At 71.3% G+C, this 20,461-nt stretch carries 20 protein-coding genes; 10 read left to right on the forward strand and 10 right to left on the reverse strand.

Annotation, left to right across the window (positions count from 1 at the left end; genetic code table 11):
* The first annotated feature begins 31 nt into the window (after positions 1 to 31).
* Together J7I97_RS33495 and J7I97_RS33500 are read left to right on the forward strand one after the other, a co-directional pair.
* Complete coding sequence (locus J7I97_RS33495) at positions 32 to 1,087, forward strand: S-adenosylmethionine:tRNA ribosyltransferase-isomerase (protein ID WP_251059420.1); 1,056 nt, start codon at positions 32 to 34, stop codon at positions 1,085 to 1,087.
* 308 nt (positions 1,088 to 1,395) lie between these two features.
* Entirely contained in the window at positions 1,396 to 2,103 is a 708-nt protein-coding gene (locus J7I97_RS33500) for a transglycosylase SLT domain-containing protein (RefSeq protein ID WP_214942869.1), read from the forward strand.
* A 105-nt stretch (positions 2,104 to 2,208) separates the two neighbouring features.
* Here the strand turns inward: J7I97_RS33500 and J7I97_RS33505 are convergent, their stop codons facing one another.
* Positions 2,209 to 4,770: an FHA domain-containing protein gene (locus tag J7I97_RS33505; protein WP_214942872.1), complete on the reverse strand. Its 2,562-nt coding sequence runs from the start codon at positions 4,768 to 4,770 to the stop codon at positions 2,209 to 2,211.
* A gap of 215 nt (positions 4,771 to 4,985) precedes the next feature.
* Here J7I97_RS33505 and J7I97_RS33510 point away from each other — a divergent pair, with 215 nt between their 5' ends.
* On the forward strand, positions 4,986 to 6,704 hold the full coding sequence (locus J7I97_RS33510; RefSeq protein ID WP_214942876.1) for a streptophobe family protein: 1,719 nt from the start codon (positions 4,986 to 4,988) through the stop codon (positions 6,702 to 6,704).
* A 92-nt stretch (positions 6,705 to 6,796) separates the two neighbouring features.
* Positions 6,797 to 7,996: a phosphoserine phosphatase SerB gene (serB, locus tag J7I97_RS33515; RefSeq protein ID WP_214942879.1), complete on the forward strand. Its 1,200-nt coding sequence runs from the start codon at positions 6,797 to 6,799 to the stop codon at positions 7,994 to 7,996.
* 83 nt (positions 7,997 to 8,079) lie between these two features.
* Here serB and J7I97_RS33520 read toward each other — a convergent pair whose 3' ends face one another.
* From J7I97_RS33520 to J7I97_RS33530, 4 genes are all read right to left on the reverse strand, one after another.
* Positions 8,080 to 8,601, reverse strand: a complete 522-nt coding sequence (locus tag J7I97_RS33520) for a histidine phosphatase family protein (protein ID WP_214942882.1) — start codon at positions 8,599 to 8,601, stop codon at positions 8,080 to 8,082.
* Between the two features lie 146 nt (positions 8,602 to 8,747).
* Positions 8,748 to 8,978, reverse strand: coding sequence for a hypothetical protein (locus J7I97_RS33525; RefSeq protein WP_214942885.1), 231 nt, complete (start codon positions 8,976 to 8,978; stop codon positions 8,748 to 8,750).
* A 172-nt stretch (positions 8,979 to 9,150) separates the two neighbouring features.
* A complete protein-coding gene (locus J7I97_RS39270) occupies positions 9,151 to 9,270 on the reverse strand; it encodes an SGM_5486 family transporter-associated protein (RefSeq protein WP_279399446.1) in 120 nt (39 codons plus the stop codon).
* Between the two features lie 5 nt (positions 9,271 to 9,275).
* Positions 9,276 to 10,562, reverse strand: coding sequence for an MFS transporter (locus J7I97_RS33530; RefSeq protein ID WP_214942888.1), 1,287 nt, complete (start codon positions 10,560 to 10,562; stop codon positions 9,276 to 9,278).
* Positions 10,563 to 10,622: 60 nt separating this feature from the next.
* On the opposite strand from J7I97_RS33530, the gene J7I97_RS33535 reads away from it, so the two are divergent.
* Positions 10,623 to 11,306: a FadR/GntR family transcriptional regulator gene (locus tag J7I97_RS33535; protein ID WP_214942980.1), complete on the forward strand. Its 684-nt coding sequence runs from the start codon at positions 10,623 to 10,625 to the stop codon at positions 11,304 to 11,306.
* Positions 11,307 to 11,375: 69 nt separating this feature from the next.
* On the opposite strand, the gene J7I97_RS33540 is transcribed toward J7I97_RS33535, so the two are convergent.
* The 3 genes from J7I97_RS33540 to fabG all read right to left on the reverse strand — a co-directional run bounded on the left by J7I97_RS33540 (position 11,376) and on the right by fabG (position 13,526).
* Positions 11,376 to 11,807 carry a hypothetical protein gene (locus J7I97_RS33540; RefSeq protein ID WP_214942891.1) on the reverse strand — a complete coding sequence of 144 codons (432 nt, stop codon included), beginning with the start codon at positions 11,805 to 11,807 and terminating at the stop codon, positions 11,376 to 11,378.
* A gap of 223 nt (positions 11,808 to 12,030) precedes the next feature.
* Entirely contained in the window at positions 12,031 to 12,801 is a 771-nt protein-coding gene (fabI, locus tag J7I97_RS33545; protein WP_214942894.1) for an enoyl-ACP reductase FabI, read from the reverse strand.
* 5 nt (positions 12,802 to 12,806) lie between these two features.
* Entirely contained in the window at positions 12,807 to 13,526 is a 720-nt protein-coding gene (gene fabG, locus J7I97_RS33550) for a 3-oxoacyl-[acyl-carrier-protein] reductase (RefSeq protein ID WP_214942897.1), read from the reverse strand.
* Between the two features lie 185 nt (positions 13,527 to 13,711).
* Here fabG and J7I97_RS33555 point away from each other — a divergent pair, with 185 nt between their 5' ends.
* From J7I97_RS33555 to tyrS, 3 genes are all read left to right on the forward strand, one after another.
* Complete coding sequence (locus tag J7I97_RS33555; protein WP_214942900.1) at positions 13,712 to 15,235, forward strand: TldD/PmbA family protein; 1,524 nt, start codon at positions 13,712 to 13,714, stop codon at positions 15,233 to 15,235.
* The gene (locus tag J7I97_RS33560; protein ID WP_214942903.1) at positions 15,235 to 16,638 is read left to right on the forward strand and encodes a metallopeptidase TldD-related protein; all 1,404 of its coding nucleotides are present in this window, start codon (positions 15,235 to 15,237) and stop codon (positions 16,636 to 16,638) included. The genes J7I97_RS33555 and J7I97_RS33560 overlap by 1 nt, the downstream gene beginning before the upstream one ends.
* 77 nt (positions 16,639 to 16,715) lie before the next feature.
* A complete protein-coding gene (gene tyrS, locus J7I97_RS33565) occupies positions 16,716 to 17,981 on the forward strand; it encodes a tyrosine--tRNA ligase (protein ID WP_214942906.1) in 1,266 nt (421 codons plus the stop codon).
* 126 nt (positions 17,982 to 18,107) lie between these two features.
* Here the strand turns inward: tyrS and J7I97_RS33570 are convergent, their stop codons facing one another.
* On the reverse strand, positions 18,108 to 18,386 hold the full coding sequence (locus J7I97_RS33570) for a GlsB/YeaQ/YmgE family stress response membrane protein (protein WP_214942911.1): 279 nt from the start codon (positions 18,384 to 18,386) through the stop codon (positions 18,108 to 18,110).
* 191 nt (positions 18,387 to 18,577) lie between these two features.
* Between J7I97_RS33570 and J7I97_RS39735 the strand changes: the two genes are divergently transcribed.
* Together J7I97_RS39735 and J7I97_RS33580 are read left to right on the forward strand one after the other, a co-directional pair.
* Positions 18,578 to 18,910, forward strand: coding sequence for a DUF3099 domain-containing protein (locus J7I97_RS39735; protein ID WP_214942914.1), 333 nt, complete (start codon positions 18,578 to 18,580; stop codon positions 18,908 to 18,910).
* 138 nt (positions 18,911 to 19,048) lie between these two features.
* Positions 19,049 to 19,303 (forward strand): hypothetical protein, encoded by a 255-nt coding sequence (locus J7I97_RS33580; RefSeq protein ID WP_214942917.1) that lies wholly within the window; start codon positions 19,049 to 19,051, stop codon positions 19,301 to 19,303.
* A gap of 32 nt (positions 19,304 to 19,335) precedes the next feature.
* Here the strand turns inward: J7I97_RS33580 and moaA are convergent, their stop codons facing one another.
* Complete coding sequence (moaA, locus tag J7I97_RS33585) at positions 19,336 to 20,328, reverse strand: GTP 3',8-cyclase MoaA (protein ID WP_214942920.1); 993 nt, start codon at positions 20,326 to 20,328, stop codon at positions 19,336 to 19,338.
* Positions 20,329 to 20,461: the final 133 nt, after the last annotated feature.

The following is a 20,461-nucleotide window of genomic DNA, read 5'->3' on the forward strand; positions in this document are numbered from 1 at the left end:
GAGTGGGGGGCGGGCGGTACAAGGGGAGGGACTGTATATACCGGACATTCAGCCGGGGCTGCTGGCGCGGGTGCCGGCCGAGCAGCGGGGTCCGGGGCGGGGGCGGGACGCGGTGCGCCTGCTGGTCTCGCGGGGGACGGACGTGTCACTGCACGCCTTCCGGGAGCTGCCAGGGCTGTTGCGCGCCGGGGACGTGCTGGTGGTGAACACCTCGGCCACGCTGCCGGCGGCGGTGGATGCCCGGCTGGGCGGCGAGGACGTGGTGGTGCACTTCTCGACGCGGGGTGAGGACCGCCGCTGGGCGGTGGAGCTGCGGGACCGGGCCGCGCGGGGGACGACCCGGCCCCGCACCGGGGGGCCCGCGGGGGTGGTCGTAGAGCTGCCGGGCGGGCACGCCCTCGTACTGGAGGAGCCGCTCGCCCCGGGAGCGGACCGGCTGTGGTGGGCGCGGGTGGCCGTGGACGACGTACCGGGGCTGCTGCACGCGTACGGGCGGCCGATCCGGTACGCGTACACCGAGCGGGACCAGCCGCTGTCGGCCTACCAGACGGTCTTCGCGGTGCCGGCCGCCGACGGGGCGGGATCGGCGGAGATGCCGAGCGCGGCCCGGCCCTTCACGGCGGGGCTGGTGGCGCGGCTGGTGAGCCGGGGGGTGCAGTTCGCGCCGCTGACCCTGCACACGGGGGTGGCCTCGCAGGAGGCGCACGAGCCGCCGTACCCGGAGCGGTACGCGGTGCCCGCGACGACGGCGCGGCTGGTGAACGCGGCCAGGGCGACGGGCGGGCGAGTGATCGCGGTGGGAACGACGGCGGTGCGGGCCCTGGAGTCGGCGGCGGACGGCAGCGGGGTGGTCCGGGAGGCCGGGGGCTGGACGGACCTGGTGGTCACGCCGGACCGCGGGGTGCGGGTGGTGGACGGCCTGCTGACCGGGTTCCACGAGCCCCGGGCCTCGCATCTGCAGATGCTGGAGGCGGTCGCGGGGCGTACCGCCGTACAGCGTGGGTATGCGGAGGCGATGGCCCGGCTCTGCCTCTGGCATGAGTTCGGGGACGTGCATCTGCTACTCAAGGATGAGGGGCCTCACTGATTGAATTGCTGCCGCAACCCAGGGTGAGGCTGTTACGTGTTCGATGTGAGCCCGCGCATAGGACGCACATCACTTACGAAGGTCCTTAGTGGACATGTAAAGACACCGTCAGCGCTGCTCTGCCTAGAGTCGAGCCCGGAATTCCGGGCTCGACAGCGGCTCCTGATCCACTAAGCAGCTTCGTACGTCACACCTTTGCCATGCGTTTTTGCCACCGCTAAGAATGGCCGACGTCGCACAGCGCCGCAGATCCCGGATCAGCGCGGCGCTTTCCTGCGGCCCCCGCTATTCGAAGAGGTTGCTCACGCATGTCCGAGACCAGCACCCCCGGCCACAATCGTCGCCTGACCAAGGCGAACAAGCTGTCCTTCGCCGGTATCGCCACCCTTGGCGCCGCCGCACTCGCCTTCTCTCTCGTCCCGGCCAACGCCGGCGAGCAGACGGGGACGGCCGTCGCCGTCGCCCCCGTGGCCTGGACGCAGGTTGTGGACGGTGCCCAGACGAACGTCCTGGCGCACCTCGGCACGCAGCACGCCATCGCCGACAAGAACGCGAAGGACGCCGCCGCCAAGGCCGCCGCCGCGGCCGCCAAGGCCAAGGCCGCGGCTGCCAAGGCCAAGGCCGAGGCCGCCGCGAAGAAGGCCCGCGAGGCCAAGGAGGCCGCCAGCCGGTCCGCGGCCCGCACCCCCGTCTTCGCGAACAACCTGGACGGCTGGATCAAGGAAGCCCTCTCCATCATGAAGCGCGAGGGCATTCCCGGCACCTACGCCGGTATCCACCGCAACATCATGCGTGAGTCGAGCGGCAACCCCCGCGCGATCAACAACTGGGACATCAACGCCCAGAACGGCATCCCGTCGAAGGGCCTGCTCCAGGTCATCCAGCCGACCTTCGCCGCGTACCACGTCAAGGGCACCAAGTTCGACCTGTACGACCCGGTCGCCAACATCGTCGCCGCCTGCAACTACGCGGCCGACCGGTACGGGTCCATGGACAACGTGAACAGCGCGTACTGAGCCGTGTACTGAACCCCCATGCGCCGCAGGGCGGCACCCGGAGTCCGGGTGCCGCCCTGCGGCGTTGGTGCGTGCGGCCCGCGTGTGCCGGCCGCCTGACCGGTGCTACTTGCCCGCGCGCATGACCTCGGGCTCGTGGCGGCGCAGCAGGCGCTGCACCAGGAAGCCGCAGGCGATGCCGAGCATCAGCAGGATGGTGATGTTCAGGCTCCACTGGCCGACCGTGGACTCCCACAGCGGGTCCGTGTTGGTCGGGTTGTCGGCGTCCCACGGCGGCATGAGCTTGCCGAGGTTCAGCGTGGTGCCGGCCGCGGCGATGGCCCAGCGGGACGGCATCAGCCAGGCGAACTGCTCCAGGCCCGGGGAGTCGTACACCTGGAAGAGGATGCCGGTGAAGACGACCTGGACGATCGCGAACATCACGAGCAGCGGCATGGTCTTCTCGGCGGTCTTCACCAGCGAGGAGATCACCAGGCCGAACATCATCGAGGTGAAGCCGAGCGCGATGACCGACAGGCAGATCTCGAGGGCCGGCGGCATGATCAGGCCCTCGGTGGGCAGGTCGCGCGGGTAGAAGCCGATCCCACAGATGATCACGCCCTGGATGGCCGTGATGATGCCGAGGACGATCACCTTGGACATGAGGTACGCCGACCGGGACAGGCCGGTCGCGCGCTCACGCTCGTAGATGACGCGTTCCTTGATCAGCTCACGGACCGAGTTCGCGGCGCCCGAGAAGCACATGCCGACCGCGAGGATCAGCATGATCGTGCCGGCGTCGCCGTTGAAGCGGGACGGCGCCACGGGCGGCGCCAGGCCGAACTTCGCGGGGATGACCGTGGAGACCACACCCAGGACCGCGGGCAGGATCAGCATCAGGCCGATGAAGCCCTTGTCGGAGGCGATCACCGAGAGGTAGCGGCGGATCAGCGTCCAGAGCTGCGAGCCCCAGCCCTGCGCCTTGGGCGTGCGCATCTGCTGAGCGGGCGGCATCGAGACCGACTGCGGGGCCACGGCGTCGAGGTCGGCGGCGTACAGCTGGTAGTGCTGCGAGCCCTTCCAGCGGCCGGCCCAGTCGTAGTCGCGGTAGTTCTCGAAGGAGGAGAACACGTCGGCCCAGGTGGTGTAGCCGAAGAAGTTCAGCGCCTCGTCCGGCGGGCCGAAGTAGGCGACCGAACCGCCCGGGGCCATGACCAGCAGCTTGTCGCAGATGGCCAGCTCGGCGACCGAGTGGGTGACGACGAGGACCGTGCGGCCGTCGTCGGCGAGCCCGCGCAGCAGCTGCATGACATCGCGGTCCATGCCCGGGTCGAGGCCGGAGGTCGGCTCGTCCAGGAAGATCAGCGACGGCTTGGTGAGCAGCTCCAGGGCCACGGACACGCGCTTGCGCTGACCACCGGAGAGCGAGGTGATCTTCTTGTCCTTGTGGATGTCGAGCTTGAGCTCGCGCAGCACCTCGTCGATGCGGGCGGCGCGCTCGGACTCGGCGGTGTCGCCCGGGAAGCGGAGCTTGGCCGCGTACTTGAGGGCGGTGCTGACCTTCAGCTCCTTGTGCAGGATGTCGTCCTGCGGGACCAGGCCGATGCGCTGGCGGAGCTCCGCGAACTGCTTGTACAGGTTGCGGTTGTCGTAGAGGACGTCACCCTCGTTGGCGGGCCGGTAGCCGGTCAGCGCCTTGAGCAGGGTCGACTTTCCGGATCCGGAGGGGCCGATGACACCGATCAGCGACTTCTCCGGGACGCCGAAGGTAACGTCCTTGAGGATCTGCTTGCCGCCGTCGACGGTGACCGTGAGGTGGCGGGCCGAGAAGGAAACCTCGCCGGTGTCGACGAACTCCTCGAGGCGGTCGCCGACGATCCGGAACGTCGAGTGGCCGACGCCGACGATGTCGTTCGGGCCGAGCAGTGCGGTGCCGGACTTGGGCACCGGCTGGCCGTTGACGTAGGTGCCGTTGTGGCTGCCGAGGTCGCGGATCTCGAAGCGGCCGCCGGGCATCGAGCGGAACTCGGCGTGGTGGCGGGAGACCTGGAGGTCGGAGACCACCAGCTCGTTCTCCAGCGCACGGCCGATCCGCATGACGTGGCCCAGCGAGAGCTGGTGGAACGTCGTCGGGCTGCGGTCGCTGTAGCCGGGACCCGCACCCTGCACGGGGCGGGATGCGGCGGGGCCGCCGCCCTGCTGGTGCGGGACGTGCGGCTGCTGGGCGTGCGGCTGCTGCTGCGCGTGCAGCTGCTGGGCGGCGACCGGCTGCTGCGGTTGCTGCTGCCATACCTGCTGCTGCGGCTGGGCCTGCTGCTGCGGGGCATCGTAGACCGGCGCCTGCGCCTGGGCCGGGGCCTGGTACGCGGGGGCCTGGTGGGCCACGGGCTGCTGCGCGGCAGCGCTCACATTCAGCCGCGGGCCGTCGGTGGCGTTGCCGAGGTGCACCGGCGTACCGGGCACGAGCTCGGTCTGCTGGACCCGCGCGCCGTGCACATAAGTGCCGTTGGTGCTCCCGTGGTCCTCGATGCCCCAACCCCGGCCGTTCCAGCTGATGGTGGCGTGTCGCCACGACACCCGGGCATCATCGATCGCGATGTCTCCCTGGGGATCACGCCCCAGGGAGTACGACCTGGACGGATCGAGCGTCCAGGTCCTTCCATTCAATTCCAGTACGAGTTCCGGCACTCCAGCCCCACTTAAGTCCCCCGAGAATCCCCCTGCAGTCAGGGAGTCTAGGGATGGCGAACATCCGGGGGAACTATTTCAGGCCTGCGGCCACATGTGGAATCGGGGCCTGTCAGAGGTGTCTACGCCTGCCCGTTGACGGGGTCGAAAGTCACCCGGAGAGTGAGATACGGGACTTCTCGCCGACCGTCCCACCCACATACCGGGGGGCACGCATGCGCCGCATTCGTTGGGGAGATGTGGTCTTGTCCGGCGTCGCCGCCGTGGGCTGGTCCCTCATCGTGATGGCCGGGACGGCCGCGTTGGGGCTGCGCCTGCTGGGCGCCGACGCGGCGGGCGGCTCGCTGGGGGCGATGACGGCGGCCGTTGTGGTGCTGGCGGTGGGCGGGACGGTGACGCCGTCGGGTGACGTGTCGGCCTTCGGGGTGGCCGGGGCCGGCGCCGAAACCTCCCTGGACGTCACGCCCTTGGGGGTCGGGCTGGCCGGGGCGCTGGTCCTGGCGCACGTGTTCCTGCGCTCGCTCCGGACCGGGGCGGCCGCCGGGGAACTCGCCGCCCGGGCGGGCGTGGTGGCGGCCTTGTTCGTCGCCACGGCGGGCGGGCTGGCGTGGGCCGGGCACGATGTGGTCACCCTCGACGGGGCGCGGTTGCCCAGGATGCCCGCGAAGGTTGAGATCCCCGGGATCGGGGACATCGGGGGGCTGCTCCCGGACCGCATCGGGGACCTGATCGAGACACGGACCCGGGTGGGGTTCTCGGTGGACCTCGGGCCGACGCTGGTGGGCGCGGGGGTGTGGGTCCTGGCGGTGCTGGGGCTGACGCTGCTGGCCTCTCGGCGCGGGCCGACGGCGTGCGCGCGGCTGCGGCCGGCGGTGTCGGCGGTGGTGGCGGTGCTGCTGGTGGCGGTGGCGGCCGGGCTGGCCTCGGCGGTGTGGGCGGCGGTGCGGGACGACCATCCACGGCGGGTGCTGGGGGCCGCGCTGCTGGGGGCGCCGAACGGGAGCTGGGTGGGGGTGCTGCTGGGGCTGTTCGTGCCGCTGCGCGGCCGGGCCTGGGGTGAGCCCGGGCGGCTGCTGCCCGCTCCGCTGGACGAGCTGCTGGGGGTGTCGGAGCGGGAGCCGGTGACGGTGGCCCGGCTCGCGGAGTACGACGGGCGCGCCTGGCTGCTCGTCGCGGGGGCGGGCCTGCTGCTGTTGTACGCGGGTGTGCTGGCGGCCGTACGGACTCCAGGGCGCGGGATCGCGGGGTGCGCGGTGCGGCTGTCGGCCGTGACCGGGGTGACGCTGGCGGCGCTGGTGTGGCTGACGGGGGTGTCGGCGGACGCGTCGCTCGCGGTGCTGGGGGTGGACGCGGTCGACGCCGGTGTGGACCTCCGGGCCGCTCCCGTGCCGGCCCTGCTGATCGGCGCGGCGTGGGGCGCGGCGGCCGGCGCAGCGGGCGCGGCCCTCGCCCGCCACCACCGCCCGGCCCCGCTGCCGCAGTGGGGTGCGGATCAGGCGGGGCCGGGCGGGGTGGGCCCGGGTCGGGCGGGCCAGGCGGGCCCCGGCCAGGCGGAACGGGGTCGGGCAGGTCCCGGCCGGGCGGGACCGGGCCAGGCAGGTCCGGCCCAGGCAGGACAAGGCAAGGCAGGACCGGCCCAGGCAGGACAAGGCAAGGCAGGACCGGCCCAGGCAGGACAAGGCAAGGCAGGTCCGGCCCAGGCAGGACAAGGCCCCGGCGCGCCTACCGCCTCGTACGGTCCGGCCCCGCGGCGCCGGCCGCCGCCCGGGTGGACCCACCGGCGCAACGACCCGCACACCGACCCGTCCATCGACCCCGACGTCTCCTGGGACGTGACGATCACCGGCCCGCCGCCCAAGCCGCGGCGGCCGGCCCAGCGCCCGCCTTTCACACCGCCCCCTCCACCGCCGCCCCCGCCAAAACCCCCAGGCTGACCTGGCCGACCCGGGGTGCGGTGGAAGGATCCCGCCCGCAGGGTGGGACGGGGGTCCACCTGTGGGGATGGGGAAGATACGGTGAGGGCACCATGAGCGCTTCGCAGACCTCCGACGTCCCCACCCTCCTCGTCAAGATCTTCGGCAAGGACCGTCCCGGGATCACCGCCGGGCTGTTCGACACCCTCGCCGCCTACTCCGTCGACGTCGTCGACATCGAGCAGGTCGTCACCCGTGGCCGCATCGTGCTGTGCGCCCTCGTCACCCAGCCCGCCGGCGCCGCCGAGGGCGAGCTGCGGGCCACCGTCCACAGCTGGGCCGAGTCGCTCAAGCTGCAGGCCGAGATCCTCTCCGGTACCGGTGACAACCGGCCGCGCGGCAGTGGACGCTCACATGTCACCGTGCTCGGCCACCCGCTGACGGCCGAGTCCACGGCGGCCATAGCGGCCCGGATCACCTCCACCGGCGGCAACATCGACCGTATCTTCCGCCTCGCGAAGTACCCGGTGACGGCGGTGGAGTTCGCCGTCTCCGGCACCGAGACCGAGCCGCTGCGCACCGCCCTGGCCCTGGCCGCCGCGCACATCGGCGTCGACGTGGCCGTGGTCTCGGCCGGGCTGCACCGCCGGGCCCAGCGCCTGGTCGTCATGGACGTGGACTCGACCCTGATCCAGGACGAGGTCATCGAGCTCTTCGCGGCGCACGCCGGCTGCGAGGCCGAGGTCGCCGAAGTGACCGAGCGGGCCATGCGCGGCGAGCTGGACTTCGAGCAGTCGCTGCACGCCCGCGTGGCACTGCTGGCCGGGCTCGACGCCTCCGTGGTGGACAAGGTCCGCTCCGAGGTCCGCCTCACCCCCGGCGCCCGGACCCTGATCCGTACCCTCAAGCGGCTCGGCTACCAGGTCGGCGTGGTCTCCGGCGGGTTCACCCAGGTGACGGACGATCTCCAGGAGCGGCTGGGGCTCGACTTCGCCTCGGCCAACACGCTGGAGATCGTGGACGGCAAGCTCACCGGCCGGGTCACGGGCGAGATCGTGGACCGGGCGGGCAAGGCCCGGCTGCTGCGCCGCTTCGCCGCGGAGGCCGGCGTACCGCTGGACCAGACGGTGGCGATCGGCGACGGCGCCAACGACCTGGACATGCTGAACGCGGCCGGGCTGGGTGTGGCCTTCAACGCCAAGCCGGTGGTCCGCGAGGCCGCGCACACCGCGGTGAACGTGCCGTTCCTGGACGCGGTGCTGTACCTGCTGGGGATCACCCGGGAAGAGGTCGAGGCGGCCGGCCTGACCTGACCCGACCCGATCCGCACACCTCTACGGAGGGACGGGCCCCGGCGCATCGATCGCCGGGGCCCGTCCCCGTCCGCCTCAGCGGGTCAGTGGTCCTTGGGCGTCCAGTAGTCCAGCAGCGTGCCCACCCCGTGCTCCAGCGACTTCCACGAGCCGGTGAAGGAGATGACCGCGAGCGCCGCCGTCGGGAACCCCGAGCGGGTCATCCGCACCGCGGTGTCGCCCTCCGCGCGCCCGGAGAGGGCGTCGGCGAGGGCGTGCATGCCGGGGTTGTGGCCGATCACGAGGAGGTCGGCGACATCATCGGGGGTCTCGTTCAGCAGGGCGATGAGCTCGCCCAGCGAGGCGTCGTACAGCCGGTCCTCGTACACGGTCTTCGGCCGGTGCGGCAGTTCCTGGACGGCGAGCTTCCAGGTCTCGCGGGTGCGGGCGGCGGTGGAGCAGAGGGCCAGGTCGAAGGTGATGCCGGTCTCGGCCAGCTTCAGACCGACGGCCGGTGCGTCCTTGCGGCCTCGCTCCGCCAGCGGGCGGTCGTGGTCGGACACCTCGGGCCAGTCGGCCTTGGCGTGCCGGAGGATGACGATCCTGCGGGGTGTGTCGGCGCTCATGGCTCCCAGCTTCGCATGAAATGAGCCATCGGGCGCTGGGTGTTGAGGGTCTCGTACCCGAGGGTGGAACGCCGGTCACCCGAGGGTGGAGCGCCGGTCACCCGAGGGTGGAGCGCCGGTCACCCGGGGGGGGTGGAGCGCGCCGGTCAGCCGACGACGCGCAGCAGCTGCTCGGTGAGCCGGACCAGCCCGGAGACCTCGCCGGACGCCGCGTGGGCCTCGCCCGATCCGGCGAGGAGCAGCAGCAGGAGCCCGAAGGCGAGCGCGGGCAGGGCCAGCGTCCACCAGTGCAGCCGGGCGTTCGCACCGGCGGCGCCCCGGCGGCGGGAGGGGGCCGTGGGGCGGAGGTACGGGGTGGTGTGCGTGGGGGCCGACATGGCCGCCTCCGTGGGTGTGCGGGTGGGACTGGCTCGCTGGCTTCGAATCTATGGATCCGGAGGAGCGGCTCCCATCCGGGGCGCACCCCAGTTCACCCTGAGCCTGGCCCCCTAGGGGTTGGTGGGGGTAGCCCTACCAAGGCGGCGCGCGAGCCCGCTCACCAGCGTCGTGTCACGGGGAGGCGAGCGTCGCGATGACGGCGATGACGACGGTCACGAGGAGCATCGCACCGAGCACGATGCCGAGCTTCTTGTGGCCGTCCTGGGGGTTCGGTTCGAGTACGGGCGACATGCCCATCAGTCTCGCATGCCGCATTCGTCCTCGATCGTGCGGTCCCGGCCGGCCAGGACGCCCAGTGCGATCTGCGGGATCAGCAGTCCGGCCATCAGCGCCAGCGGCAGGTCCCAGCCGCCGGTGTGCTGGTAGAGGGTGCCGATGACCAGCGGTCCGGGGATGGAGATGAGGTAGCCGACGCTCTGGGCGAAGGCGGACAGCTTGACGACACCGGCCGGGGACTTCGCGCGCAGCCCGATGAGGGTGATGACGAGCGGGAAGGCGCAGTTGGAGACGCCGAGCAGGAGCGCCCAGGCCCAGGCGCCGGCGGCGGGGGCGAAGTAGAGGCCGGCGTATCCCAGGAAGCCGAAGAGGCCGAGGGTGGCGGCGATGGCGCCCTGGTTCCTCATCCGCCCGGCGAGGCCGGGGATGACGAAGGCGAGCGGGACGCCCATGACCATGGTGACGGCGAGCAGGACGCCGGCGGTCGAGGCGGAGACCCCGGCATCGCGGAAGATCTGCGGGAGCCAGCCCATGGTGACGTACGCGCCGGTGGCCTGGAGGCCGAAGTAGCAGGCCAGGGCCCAGGCGGTGCGGCTGCGGACGATCCGCGGGCCCGCGTCGGGACGCACGCCCGAGGGCGCGGCGGCCTTCTCCCGGCGGCCCGCGGCGGCGATGGGCAGCCAGGGCAGTACGGCGGCCACCGCGAGCACGGCCCAGATGAGCAGGCCGGTACGCCAGCTGCCGCCGAGGGCGGAGGTCAGCGGGACGGTCGCCGCGGCGGCGAGCGAGGTGCCCGCGGCCAGGGCCATGGAGTAGAGACCGGTCATAGTGCCGACCCTGTCCGGGAACCAGCGCTTGACGATCACCGGGAGCAGCACGTTGGTGAGGGCTATGCCCGCCAGGGACAGGGCGCTGGCGGCGAGGAACCCGGCGGCGTTGGTGGCAAAGGGACGGATCAGCAGGCCCGCGGCGACGGCGGCCATGCCGGCGCAGACGACGGCGGCGGGGCCGAAGCGGCGGGAGAGCCGGGGCGCGGTGACGCCGAAGACGGCGAAGCAGAGGGCGGGGACGGAGGTGATCAGTCCGGCGACGGTGCCGCTCATGCCGAGGCCCTCGCGGGTCTCCTCGAAGAGGGCGCCGAGGCTGGTGATGGCGGGCCGCAGGTTGAGGGCGGCCAGGACGATGCCGACGATGAGCACAGGGCCGAGCCAGGCCGGCTGGGTGGTGGCGGGCGTGCCGGGGGACCCCAGGGGTGCCGTGCGCGCGGCCTGGGGCCGGTTCAGGGTCTTGATTTCTTCGTCGGACATTGAACCATCATAGAATCATGGGATGATTGGTTGTCCACCCTCGGAGAGGACCCCGCCCGCATGCCGCTGACCTCGCCCCGGCGATCCGCGCTCGTCGACCAGGTGATCGCCCAGCTCAGGAACCAGATCACGTCCGGCGAGTGGCCGGTGGGTGCCCGCATCCCGACCGAGCCGGAGCTCGTGGAGCTGCTGGGCGTCGCCCGCAACACGGTGCGGGAGGCCGTCCGGGCCCTCGCGCACAACGGCCTGCTCGACATCCGGCAGGGTTCGGGCACCTACGTCATCGCCACCAGTGAACTGGCCGGGGTGATGCACCGGCGCTTCGCCGGAGCCGACCCGCGGCACATCGCGGAGCTGCGCTCGACCCTGGAGTCCTCGGCGGCCCGGCTGGCGGCGGAGCGGCGGACCGACCGGGACCTCGTACAGCTGGACGCGCTGCTGACCCGGCGCGAGGAGGCGTGGGAGAGCGGGGACGCGGAACTGTTCGTTGCGGCGGACGTGGCCCTGCACATGGCGGTGGTGACCGCCTCGCACAACGAGGTGCTCATCGAGCTGTACGCGGACCTCGGGGATCTGGTGGCGGACTGGCTGCGGACGGATGTCGGAACGGAGCTGGATCCCGCGTCCCATCTGGACCACACCCGCTTGATCGAGACGATCCGGCGCGGGGACGGCGACGCTGCGACGTCGGAGGCGGCGGGCTACCCGTTCGTCTGCCTCGGCAAGAGCCAGGGCCGGGGCTAGGGGCTAGCGGCCGAAGCCAGAACCTCGGGCCGGCACCAGGGCGCCAGGGCCGGGCCCGGGCCAACCCCGTCAGGGCCGCTCGTGACTCACCCAGGCCGACCGGACTTCCTTCCAGCACCGGCTCGTCAGCTCCACCCGCCCGGCCGGCCCCACGGCAACGGCAGCGCCGTCCCCGTCCACGTCCCACCAGCGGTCGCACTCCACGTGCAGCCGGATCAGGTCGGTCTCGGGATAGCCGTTGTGGCAGTACGCCGTCACCCGCGACCCCTCGATCTCGGTGTCGCAGTCGGCCCCGAACAACTCCCGCGCGGCGGGCGGGGCAGGCTGTACGGGTGGCTCGACCGGGATTTCGGCGAGGTCCACGAAGGCCGGGGCCGCCATCGCGGGGCCGGCGGCCGGCTCTGCGTCGGGGGATTGCGCGATGGCTCCCGGGATCAGAAGTCCGGTCAGGACCACCGAGGTGACCAGCAGCGATACCGCTCGGCTCCGCCTCGCGCGCACTCCCGTACCTCCTCCCCGCAGGAGCCGGGAAGATCCCGACGAGGTCAGTTTGCAGGGAAATGTCGCCGTTTTCGACTCGGGAAGATCCCGTCGGACAGCGAACATTCGATCGAGAGAGCACCCCGCTCCCACCCGGCCCGCACGAAAACAGCGGCGGCCGCGCCTCCCCGGGGGAAAGCGCGGCCGCCGCCGTACGGACGTGGTGGGCCGGATCGGTCGAGGATCAGGCACCCATCGCGTGCAGGCCGCCGTCCACGTGGACGATCTCGCCGGTGGTCTTCGGGAACCAGTCCGACAGCAGGGCGACGACGCCCTTGCCGGCCGGCTCCGGGTCGCTCATGTCCCACTCCAGCATGGAGCGGGAGTTCCAGACGTCCGCCAGCTCGGAGAAGCCCGGGATGGACTTCGCGGCCATCGAGCCGATCGGGCCGGCCGAGACCAGGTTGCAGCGGATGTTCTCCTTGCCCAGGTCGCGGGCGAGGTAGCGGCTGGTGGCCTCCAGCGCGGCCTTGGCCGGGCCCATCCAGTCGTACTGCGGCCAGGCGAACTGCGCGTCGAAGGTGAGGCCGACGATGGCCGCGCCCTCCGCCGGGAACAGCGGCTTGCAGGCCATGGCCAGCGACTTCAGGGAGAACGCCGAGACGTGCATGGCCGTGGCCACCGACTCGAACGGGGTGTTGAGGAAGTTGCCGCCGAGGGCGTCCTGCGGCGCGAAGCCGATGGAGTGCACGACCCCGTCGAGGCCGCCGAGCTCGTCGCGGACGATCTGCTCCAGGCGGGCCAGGTGCTCGTCGTTGGTGACGTCGAGCTCGATCACCTTGACCGGCTTGGGCAGCTTCTTGGCGATGCGCTCGGTCAGCGTCGGGCGCGGGAACGCGGTGAGGATGACCTCGGCGCCCTGCTCCTGGGCCAGCTTGGCGGTGTGGAAGGCGATGGACGACTCCATCAGCACACCCGTGATGAGGACGCGCTTGCCCTCGAGAATTCCGCTCATGGTGATCAGTGACCCATGCCCAATCCGCCGTCAACGGGAATGACGGCTCCTGTGATGTACGCGGCGTCGTCGGACGCCAGGAAGCTCACGGCTGCCGCGATCTCCTCGGGCTGCGCGTAGCGGGCGAGCGGCACCTGAGCCACGATGCCCGCGCGCTGCTCGTCGGTGAGCACCTTCGTCATGTCGGTGTCCACGAAGCCGGGGGCGACCACGTTGAAGGTGATGTTGCGGGAGCCCAGCTCACGGGCGAGCGAGCGGGCGAAGCCGACCAGCGCGGCCTTGGAGGCGGCGTAGTTGGCCTGTCCCGCCGAGCCCAGCAGGCCCACGACCGAGGAGATCAGGACGACGCGGCCCTTCTTGGCACGGAGCATGCCGCGGTTCGCGCGCTTGACCACCCGGAAGGTGCCCGTGAGGTTGGTGTCGACGACCGACGCGAAGTCATCCTCGGACATGCGCATCAGCAGCGTGTCCTTGGTGATGCCGGCGTTGGCCACCAGCACCTCGACCGCGCCGTGCTTGTCCTCGATCTCCTTGTAGGCCTGCTCCACCTGCTCGGAGTCGGTGATGTCGCACCGGACCGCCAGGACCCCGAGCGAGGTGAGCGCCTCCGGCGGCTCGCCCGACCGGTACGTGATCGCGACCTTGTCTCCAGCCTCCGCGAAGGCTCGGGCGATGGCGAGGCCGATGCCCCGGTTTCCTCCGGTGACGAGAACCGAGCGGCTCAACGGATCACCCTTTCGCTTGGCGGTATGAGTACCAAAAACCTATAGGCCGCATCCGCCATACAAAGAATCGAGCTCCGACAGGGCCTTGCGACGGGCTCTGTCGAGTCCCTACAGAAAGATGTGGGCACAAGAGCATCAAGCGCGACATCATCAAGGCGACCGGCCCCGACCACGGGAGGACTTCCGTGCCCCATACCATCGACGCGGCCTTCACCGCGCTGCCCTTGCGGGCGCTCGCCGACGCGGCGCTCGCCCGGGCACGCGCGCTGGGCGCCGAGCATGCCGACTTCCGGCTGGAGCGGATCCGCAGCGCCTCCTGGCGGCTGCGGGACGCCAAGCCCTCAGGCGGGTCCGACACCACCGACCTCGGCTACGCGGTCCGGGTGGTGCACGGGGGCAGCTGGGGGTTCGCCTCCGGTGTCGACCTCACCATGGACGGCGCCGCGAAGGTGGCCTCGCAGGCGGTGGCCATGGCCAAGCTGTCGGCCCAGGTGATCAAGGCGGCCGGTTCGGACGAGCGCGTGGAGCTCGCCGAGGAGCCGGTGCACGCCGAGAAGACATGGATCTCCGCCTACGACGTGAACCCCTTCGAGGTTCCCGACGCGGAGAAGGCGGCGCTGCTCGCCGACTGGAGCTCCAGGCTGCTGGCGGCCGACGGGGTGGCCCATGTGGACGCCTCGCTGCTCGCCGTCCACGAGAACAAGTTCTACGCCGATACGGCGGGCACCGTCACCACGCAGCAGCGGGTCCGGATCCACCCCCAGCTCACAGCGATCGCCGTGAACGCCACCACCGGCGAGTTCGACTCGATGCGCACCATCGCCCCGCCGACCGGGCGCGGCTGGGAGTACATGACGGGGACCGGCTGGGACTGGAACGCCGAACTGGAGCAGATCCCGGTCCTGCTCGCCGAGAAGATGCGGGCGCCGAGCGTCGAGGCCGGGCGGTACGACCTGGTCGTGGACCCGTCCAACCTGTGGCTCACCATCCACGAGTCCATCGGCCACGCCACCGAGCTCGACCGGGCGCTGGGCTACGAGGCCGCGTACGCGGGGACCTCCTTCGCCACATTCGACCAGCTCGGCAAGCTCAAGTACGGCTCCCCGATCATGAACGTGACCGGTGACCGCACCGCCGAGCACGGGCTGGCCACCGTCGGGTACGACGACGAGGGCGTCGAGGCGCAGAGCTGGGACCTGGTCAAGGACGGCACCCTGACCGGCTACCAGCTCGACCGGCGGATCGCGAAGCTGACCGGCCTCGGGCGCTCCAACGGCTGTGCCTACGCCGACTCCCCCGGGCACGTCCCGGTGCAGCGGATGGCGAACGTCTCGCTCCGGCCGGATCCGGGCGGGCTGTCCACGGAGGACCTGATCGGCGGAGTGGAGCGCGGGATCTACGTGGTCGGCGACCGCTCCTGGTCGATCGACATGCAGCGATACAACTTCCAGTTCACCGGGCAGCGGTTCTTCCGGATCGAGAACGGCCGGCTGGCCGGGCAGTTGCGCGATGTGGCGTACCAGGCGACGACCACCGAGTTCTGGGGCTCGATGGAGAAGGTCGGCGGCCCGCAGACCTACGTCCTGGGCGGCGCCTTCAATTGCGGCAAGGCCCAGCCCGGGCAGGTGGCGGCCGTCTCGCACGGCTGCCCGTCCGCGCTGTTCCGCGACGTGACCATTCTGAACACCACGCAGGAGGCCGGACGCTGATGACGATTCGCACGAAGCCCCACGAGATCGTCGAGCGGGCCCTGGAGCTGTCCACCGCCGACGGGTGTGTCGTCATCGCGGACGAGCAGTCCACCGCCAACCTGCGCTGGGCCGGCAATGCCCTGACGACGAACGGCGTCACCCGGGGGCGGCACCTGACAGTCATCGCCACGGTCGACGGCAAGGAGGGGACGGCCTCGGGGGTCGTCTCGCGCTCAGCCGTGACCGCCGCGGACCTGGAGCCGCTGGTACAGGCCGCCGAGGCGGCCGCCCGGGGAGCCGGCCCGGCGGAGGACGCCCAGCCGCTGGTCACCGGGACCCCGGCCTCGCCGGACTTCCTCGACGCCCCGGCCGAGACCTCCTCGGCGGTCTTCGCGGACTTCGCCCCGGCCCTCGGCGAGGCCTTCGCCCGGGCCCGGGCCGGCGGCCGGGAGCTGTACGGTTTCGCCAACCATGAGCTGGTCTCCACGTACGTGGGCACCTCGACGGGGCTGCGGCTGCGCCACGACCAGCCCAACGGCACGCTGGAGCTCAACGCGAAGTCCCCTGCTGCTGCCGATGGCCGGTTGCGTTCGGCCTGGGCCGGCCGCTCGACCCGGGACTTCAAGGACGTGGACCCGACCGTGCTGGACGCGGAGCTCGCCGTACGCCTCGGCTGGGCGGAGCGGAAGATCGAACTGCCCGCCGGGCGGTACGAGACCCTGCTGCCGCCGACGGCGGTGGCCGACCTCATGATCTACCAGATGTGGTCGGCGGCGGCCCGGGACGCGGTGGAGGGCCGGACGGTCTTCTCCAAGCCCGGCGGCGGCACCCGCCTCGGCGAGAAGCTGTCCGAGCTGCCGCTGACCCTGCGCAGCGACCCGAACGCGCCGGGCCTGGAGTCCTCGCCGTTCGTGATCGCCCACAGCTCGGGCGACGACGCCTCGGTGTTCGACAACGGCCTGCCGGTCCCGGCGACCGAGTGGATCCGGGACGGTGAGCTGAGCCGGCTGACCACGACCCGGCACAGCGCGGGCCTGACCGGGCTGCCGGTCAGCCCCGGCTTCGGGAACCTGCTCCTGGAGGCGGGCGGCGAGAAGTCGCTGGAGGAGATGGTGGCGGGCACCGAGAGGGGTCTGCTGCTGACCTGCCTCTGGTACATCCGCGAGGTCGACCCGACGATGCTGCTGCTCACGGGGCTGACCCGGGACGGGGTCTACCTGGTGGAGAACGGGCAGGTCGTCGGCGAGGTCAACAACTTCCGGTTCAACGAGTCCCCGGTGGACCTGCTGTCGCGGGCCACAGAGGCGGGCCGAACGGAGAAGACCCTGCCGCGCGAGTGGAGCGACTGGTTCACCCGGGCCGCGATGCCCGCGATGCGGATCCCGGACTTCAACATGAGCTCGGTCAGTCAAGGGGTCTGAGGTGCCTGCCTTCCCCGCCTAGACTGGCGGGGAAACCTCAGCTTTCTGTTTCATCTCGCTCAAGGAGACCCAGAACCGTGACGGACATCGTCGACGAACTGAAGTGGCGCGGGCTCTTCGCCCTGTCCACCGACGAAGACTCGCTGCGCAAGGCGTTCGCGGACGGTCCTGTCACGTTCTATTGCGGCTTCGACCCGACCGCCGCCTCCCTGCACGTGGGGCACCTGGTTCAGGTGCTCACCGTGCGCCGGCTCCAGCAGGCCGGGCACCGGCCGCTGGCCCTCGTAGGCGGGGCCACGGGTCAGATCGGTGACCCGCGGCCCACCGCCGAGCGCACCCTGAACGACCCGGAGACGGTCGCGAACTGGGTGAACCGGCTGCGGGCGCAGATCGAGCCGTACCTGTCCTTCGAGGGCGAGAACGCGGCGGTCATGGTGAACAACCTGGACTGGACGGCGGGTCTGTCCGCCATCGAGTTCCTGAGGGACATCGGCAAGCACTTCCGCGTCAACAAGATGCTGACGAAGGATTCGGTCGCCCGCCGGCTGGAGTCCGACCAGGGCATCAGCTACACGGAGTTCAGCTACCAGCTGCTCCAGGGCATGGACTTCCTGGAGCTGTACCGGCGCTACGGCTGCACCCTCCAGCAGGGCGGGTCCGACCAGTGGGGCAACCTGACGGCCGGCCTCGACCTGATCCACCGCCTGGAGCCGCACGCGAACGTGCACGCCATGGCGACCCCGCTGATGGTCAAGGCGGACGGCACCAAGTTCGGCAAGTCCGAGAGCGGGGCCGTCTGGCTCGACCCGGAGATGACCACGCCGTACGCGTTCTACCAGTTCTGGCTGAACGTGGACGACCGCGATATCTCCACCTACATGCGGATCCTGTCCTTCCAGAGCCGTGAGGAGCTGGAGGCGCTGGAGGCGCAGACCGCCGAGCGGCCGCAGGCGCGTGCCGCCCAGCGCGCGCTGGCGGAGGAGCTGACCACGCTCGTGCACGGCGCCGGCCAGTGCGCCGCCGTGATCGCCGCGTCGAAGGCGCTGTTCGGCCAGGGCGACCTGGCGGAGCTGGACGAGGCCACGCTGGCCGCGGCCCTGTCCGAGCTGCCGCACGCCCAGGTCGCGGAGCTGGGCCAGGTCGTGGACCTGCTCGCGGAGACGGGCCTGGTCGCCAGCAAGTCGGCCGGACGCCGGACCGTGAAGGAGGGCGGTGCCTACGTGAACAACGTGAAGATCACCGCCGAGGACGCGGTCCCCGCCAAGGAGGACCTGCTGCACGGGCGCTGGCTGGTGCTGCGCCGCGGCAAGAAGAACCTCGCCGCGGTCGAGGTCACCGGCTGACGCCAGGTCAGGATGCACAGCGTAAGACAGCACGGCGTAGGACGCACGGCGGAGGGGCCGGTACGGACACTGTCCGGCCGGCCCCTTCGTCATGCCCGGCGGGCGCGCCGCCGGCATGGCCTCACGTCAGGCCATCCGCCGCCTGTTGCCTCGGACCGCCATGTAGATCATGTCGCCCAGCCCCACGATCGCGACGGCCCCGGCCAGCTGGAGCAAGTGCCGGATCCAGTCGATGCCCCTGGTGTCCTCCACGCCGATCCACCGCGAGACGGCGTTGCCGAGGATCGCGCCGACGATGCCGAAGACGGTGGTCAGCCACAGCGGCTGGTGCTGCCTGCCCGGCAGGATGGCCCGGGCTATCAGGCCGAGCACGAAACCGACGATGATCGCCCACAACCACTGCATGACGAGCCTCCTCCTGGCGCGTTGTGCGCATGTGGGCCCAGTCTCAAACCGTCCGGCCTACCGCGCATTTCGGACAGCACCATTCGGGCCCGGCCAGGAGGGCACCCCCTACTCCTCGCCACCGGGCGGGCGGCGTACGGTGGAAGCGTCCGGGCCGGGAGTGTCCGGCGAGGCGGATCGGGTGGTGGAGCGTGCAGCGGACGAAACGGAACGGGGCCGAGGTCTTCCGGATCACCGGGGCCCGGATGGGCCTCGCGGAGGACGTGCGGGGCCGCCAGCGCCGGTACGTGATTTCCATGGCCGTCAGAACCCTGTCGGTCATCGCGACCGTGGTCCTGTGGAACGTGGAACGCCACGTGGCGATCGTGACGCTGGTCGCGGGCGCGCTGCTGCCCTACGTGGCCGTGGTCATCGCCAACGCGGGGCGCGAGTCGACCCCCTCACTGCCCTCGCACTTCATCCCCGCCCCTGTGCGCCCGGCACTGGGATCGGGAAACCTCAAGAAAACCTCAGATCAATCATGAAGTTCCGGTGCACCGCACCGGGTCCTGCGTGACATACTGCCTACGCGCTCCGCATCCCCCGTCGGAGCGACGGACCGACGCCGGGCAGCTCCCCCCGTGGCTGCTCGGCGTCGCCCTTCCGTTTGTAGGGTTGAGGCTGTGAACTCCCCTGAGACGGATACGAACACCGGCGACAGCGCGCCCACCTGCTCCGCCAAGGGCTGCCGTGACGCGGCGGCCTGGGTTCTGGCGTGGAACAACCCGAAGCTGCACACGCCGGAGCGGCGCAAGACCTGGCTGGCATGCGAGGAGCACCGCGAACACCTCTCCCAGTTCCTGGGGGTCCGCGGTTTCCTCAAGGACGTCGTGAAGATCGACGAGTGGGTGCAGCCGGAGGGCTCGGAACGGCCTTGAGCCCCGGCTGAGGCCCGGCAGAGCCCCGGCTGTCAGCCGCCGATCGCCGACATCGGGCGGTCGGGCTGGTGGAAGGACGAGGGGTCGTCGAGGCCGGAGCCGGCCTTCTTGCCCCACATCGCCACCTTCCACAGGCGGGCGATCTCCTCGTCCGGGGCGCCCGAGCGCAGGGCGCCGCGCAGGTCCGACTCCTCGGTGGCGAACAGGCACGTACGGACCTGGCCGTCGGCCGTGAGCCTCGTACGGTCGCAGGCGCTGCAGAACGGGCGGGTGACCGAGGCGATGACCCCGACGGTGGCCGGGCCGCCGTCGACGACCCAGCGCTCGGCCGGGGCGGAGCCGCGCTCGACGGCGCCCTCCTCGGTGAGCGTGAAGCGGGTGCGCAGGGACTCCAGGATGTCACCGGCGGTGATCATGCCGTCGCGCTTCCAGCCGTGCTGGGCGTCGAGCGGCATCTGCTCGATGAACCGGAGCTCGTACTCGTTCTCCACGGCCCAGGCGAGCAGCTCGGGGGCCTCGTCGTCATTGAGCCCGGGCATCAGGACGGCGTTGACCTTGACCGGGGTCAGGCCGGCCTCGCGGGCGGCGGCCATGCCGTCGATGACGTCCTTGTGCCGGTCGCGGCGGGTGAGGGTCTTGAAGACCTCGGGCCGCAGGGTGTCCAGGGAAACGTTCACACGGTCCAGGCCGGCGGCCTTGAGGGCCTGCGCGGTGCGCTTGAGACCTATGCCGTTGGTGGTCAGCGACATCTTGGGGCGGGGCTCCAGGGCCGCGCACTGCTCGACGATCCCGACCAGGCCGGGGCGGAGCAGCGGCTCGCCGCCGGTGAAGCGGACGTCGGTGATGCCGAGCCGGGTGACCGCGATGCGGATCAGGCGGACGATCTCCTCGTCGCTCAGCAGGTCCGACTTGCCGAGCCACTGCAGTCCCTCTTCGGGCATGCAGTACGTACAGCGCAGATTGCACCGGTCGGTGAGTGAGACACGCAGGTCAGTGGCCACGCGGCCGTAGGTGTCGAGAAGCACTGTGGGCCTCCTCCCCTGTCCGGTTCGTAGAGGTTCGCGCCGCGGTGGATGAGAGTGCGTGCGCTGTATGCGAGCCTACGCGACGGCTGTGACGCGTAGGCGTGCCCGAATGAACGAGACGGGACGTGGCCGC

It is taken from the genome of Streptomyces sp. ISL-87 (assembly GCF_018614095.1).
In the GTDB taxonomy this organism is placed as follows: domain Bacteria; phylum Actinomycetota; class Actinomycetes; order Streptomycetales; family Streptomycetaceae; genus Streptomyces.

Coding starts and splice junctions, on each gene's coding strand:
- J7I97_RS33520 (WP_214942882.1), bottom strand. CDS start 8,601: ATGAGCGCCGACACACCCCGCAGGATCGTCATCCTCCGGCACGCCAAG.
- J7I97_RS33510 (WP_214942876.1), top strand. CDS start 4,986: ATGCGCCGCATTCGTTGGGGAGATGTGGTCTTGTCCGGCGTCGCCGCC.
- J7I97_RS33570 (WP_214942911.1), bottom strand. CDS start 18,386: ATGCAGTGGTTGTGGGCGATCATCGTCGGTTTCGTGCTCGGCCTGATA.
- J7I97_RS33530 (WP_214942888.1), bottom strand. CDS start 10,562: ATGTCCGACGAAGAAATCAAGACCCTGAACCGGCCCCAGGCCGCGCGC.
- serB (WP_214942879.1), top strand. CDS start 6,797: ATGAGCGCTTCGCAGACCTCCGACGTCCCCACCCTCCTCGTCAAGATC.
- J7I97_RS33525 (WP_214942885.1), bottom strand. CDS start 8,978: ATGTCGGCCCCCACGCACACCACCCCGTACCTCCGCCCCACGGCCCCC.
- J7I97_RS33560 (WP_214942903.1), top strand. CDS start 15,235: ATGACGATTCGCACGAAGCCCCACGAGATCGTCGAGCGGGCCCTGGAG.
- J7I97_RS39270 (WP_279399446.1), bottom strand. CDS start 9,270: ATGTCGCCCGTACTCGAACCGAACCCCCAGGACGGCCACAAGAAGCTC.
- J7I97_RS33500 (WP_214942869.1), top strand. CDS start 1,396: ATGTCCGAGACCAGCACCCCCGGCCACAATCGTCGCCTGACCAAGGCG.
- J7I97_RS33535 (WP_214942980.1), top strand. CDS start 10,623: ATGCCGCTGACCTCGCCCCGGCGATCCGCGCTCGTCGACCAGGTGATC.
- fabI (WP_214942894.1), bottom strand. CDS start 12,801: ATGAGCGGAATTCTCGAGGGCAAGCGCGTCCTCATCACGGGTGTGCTG.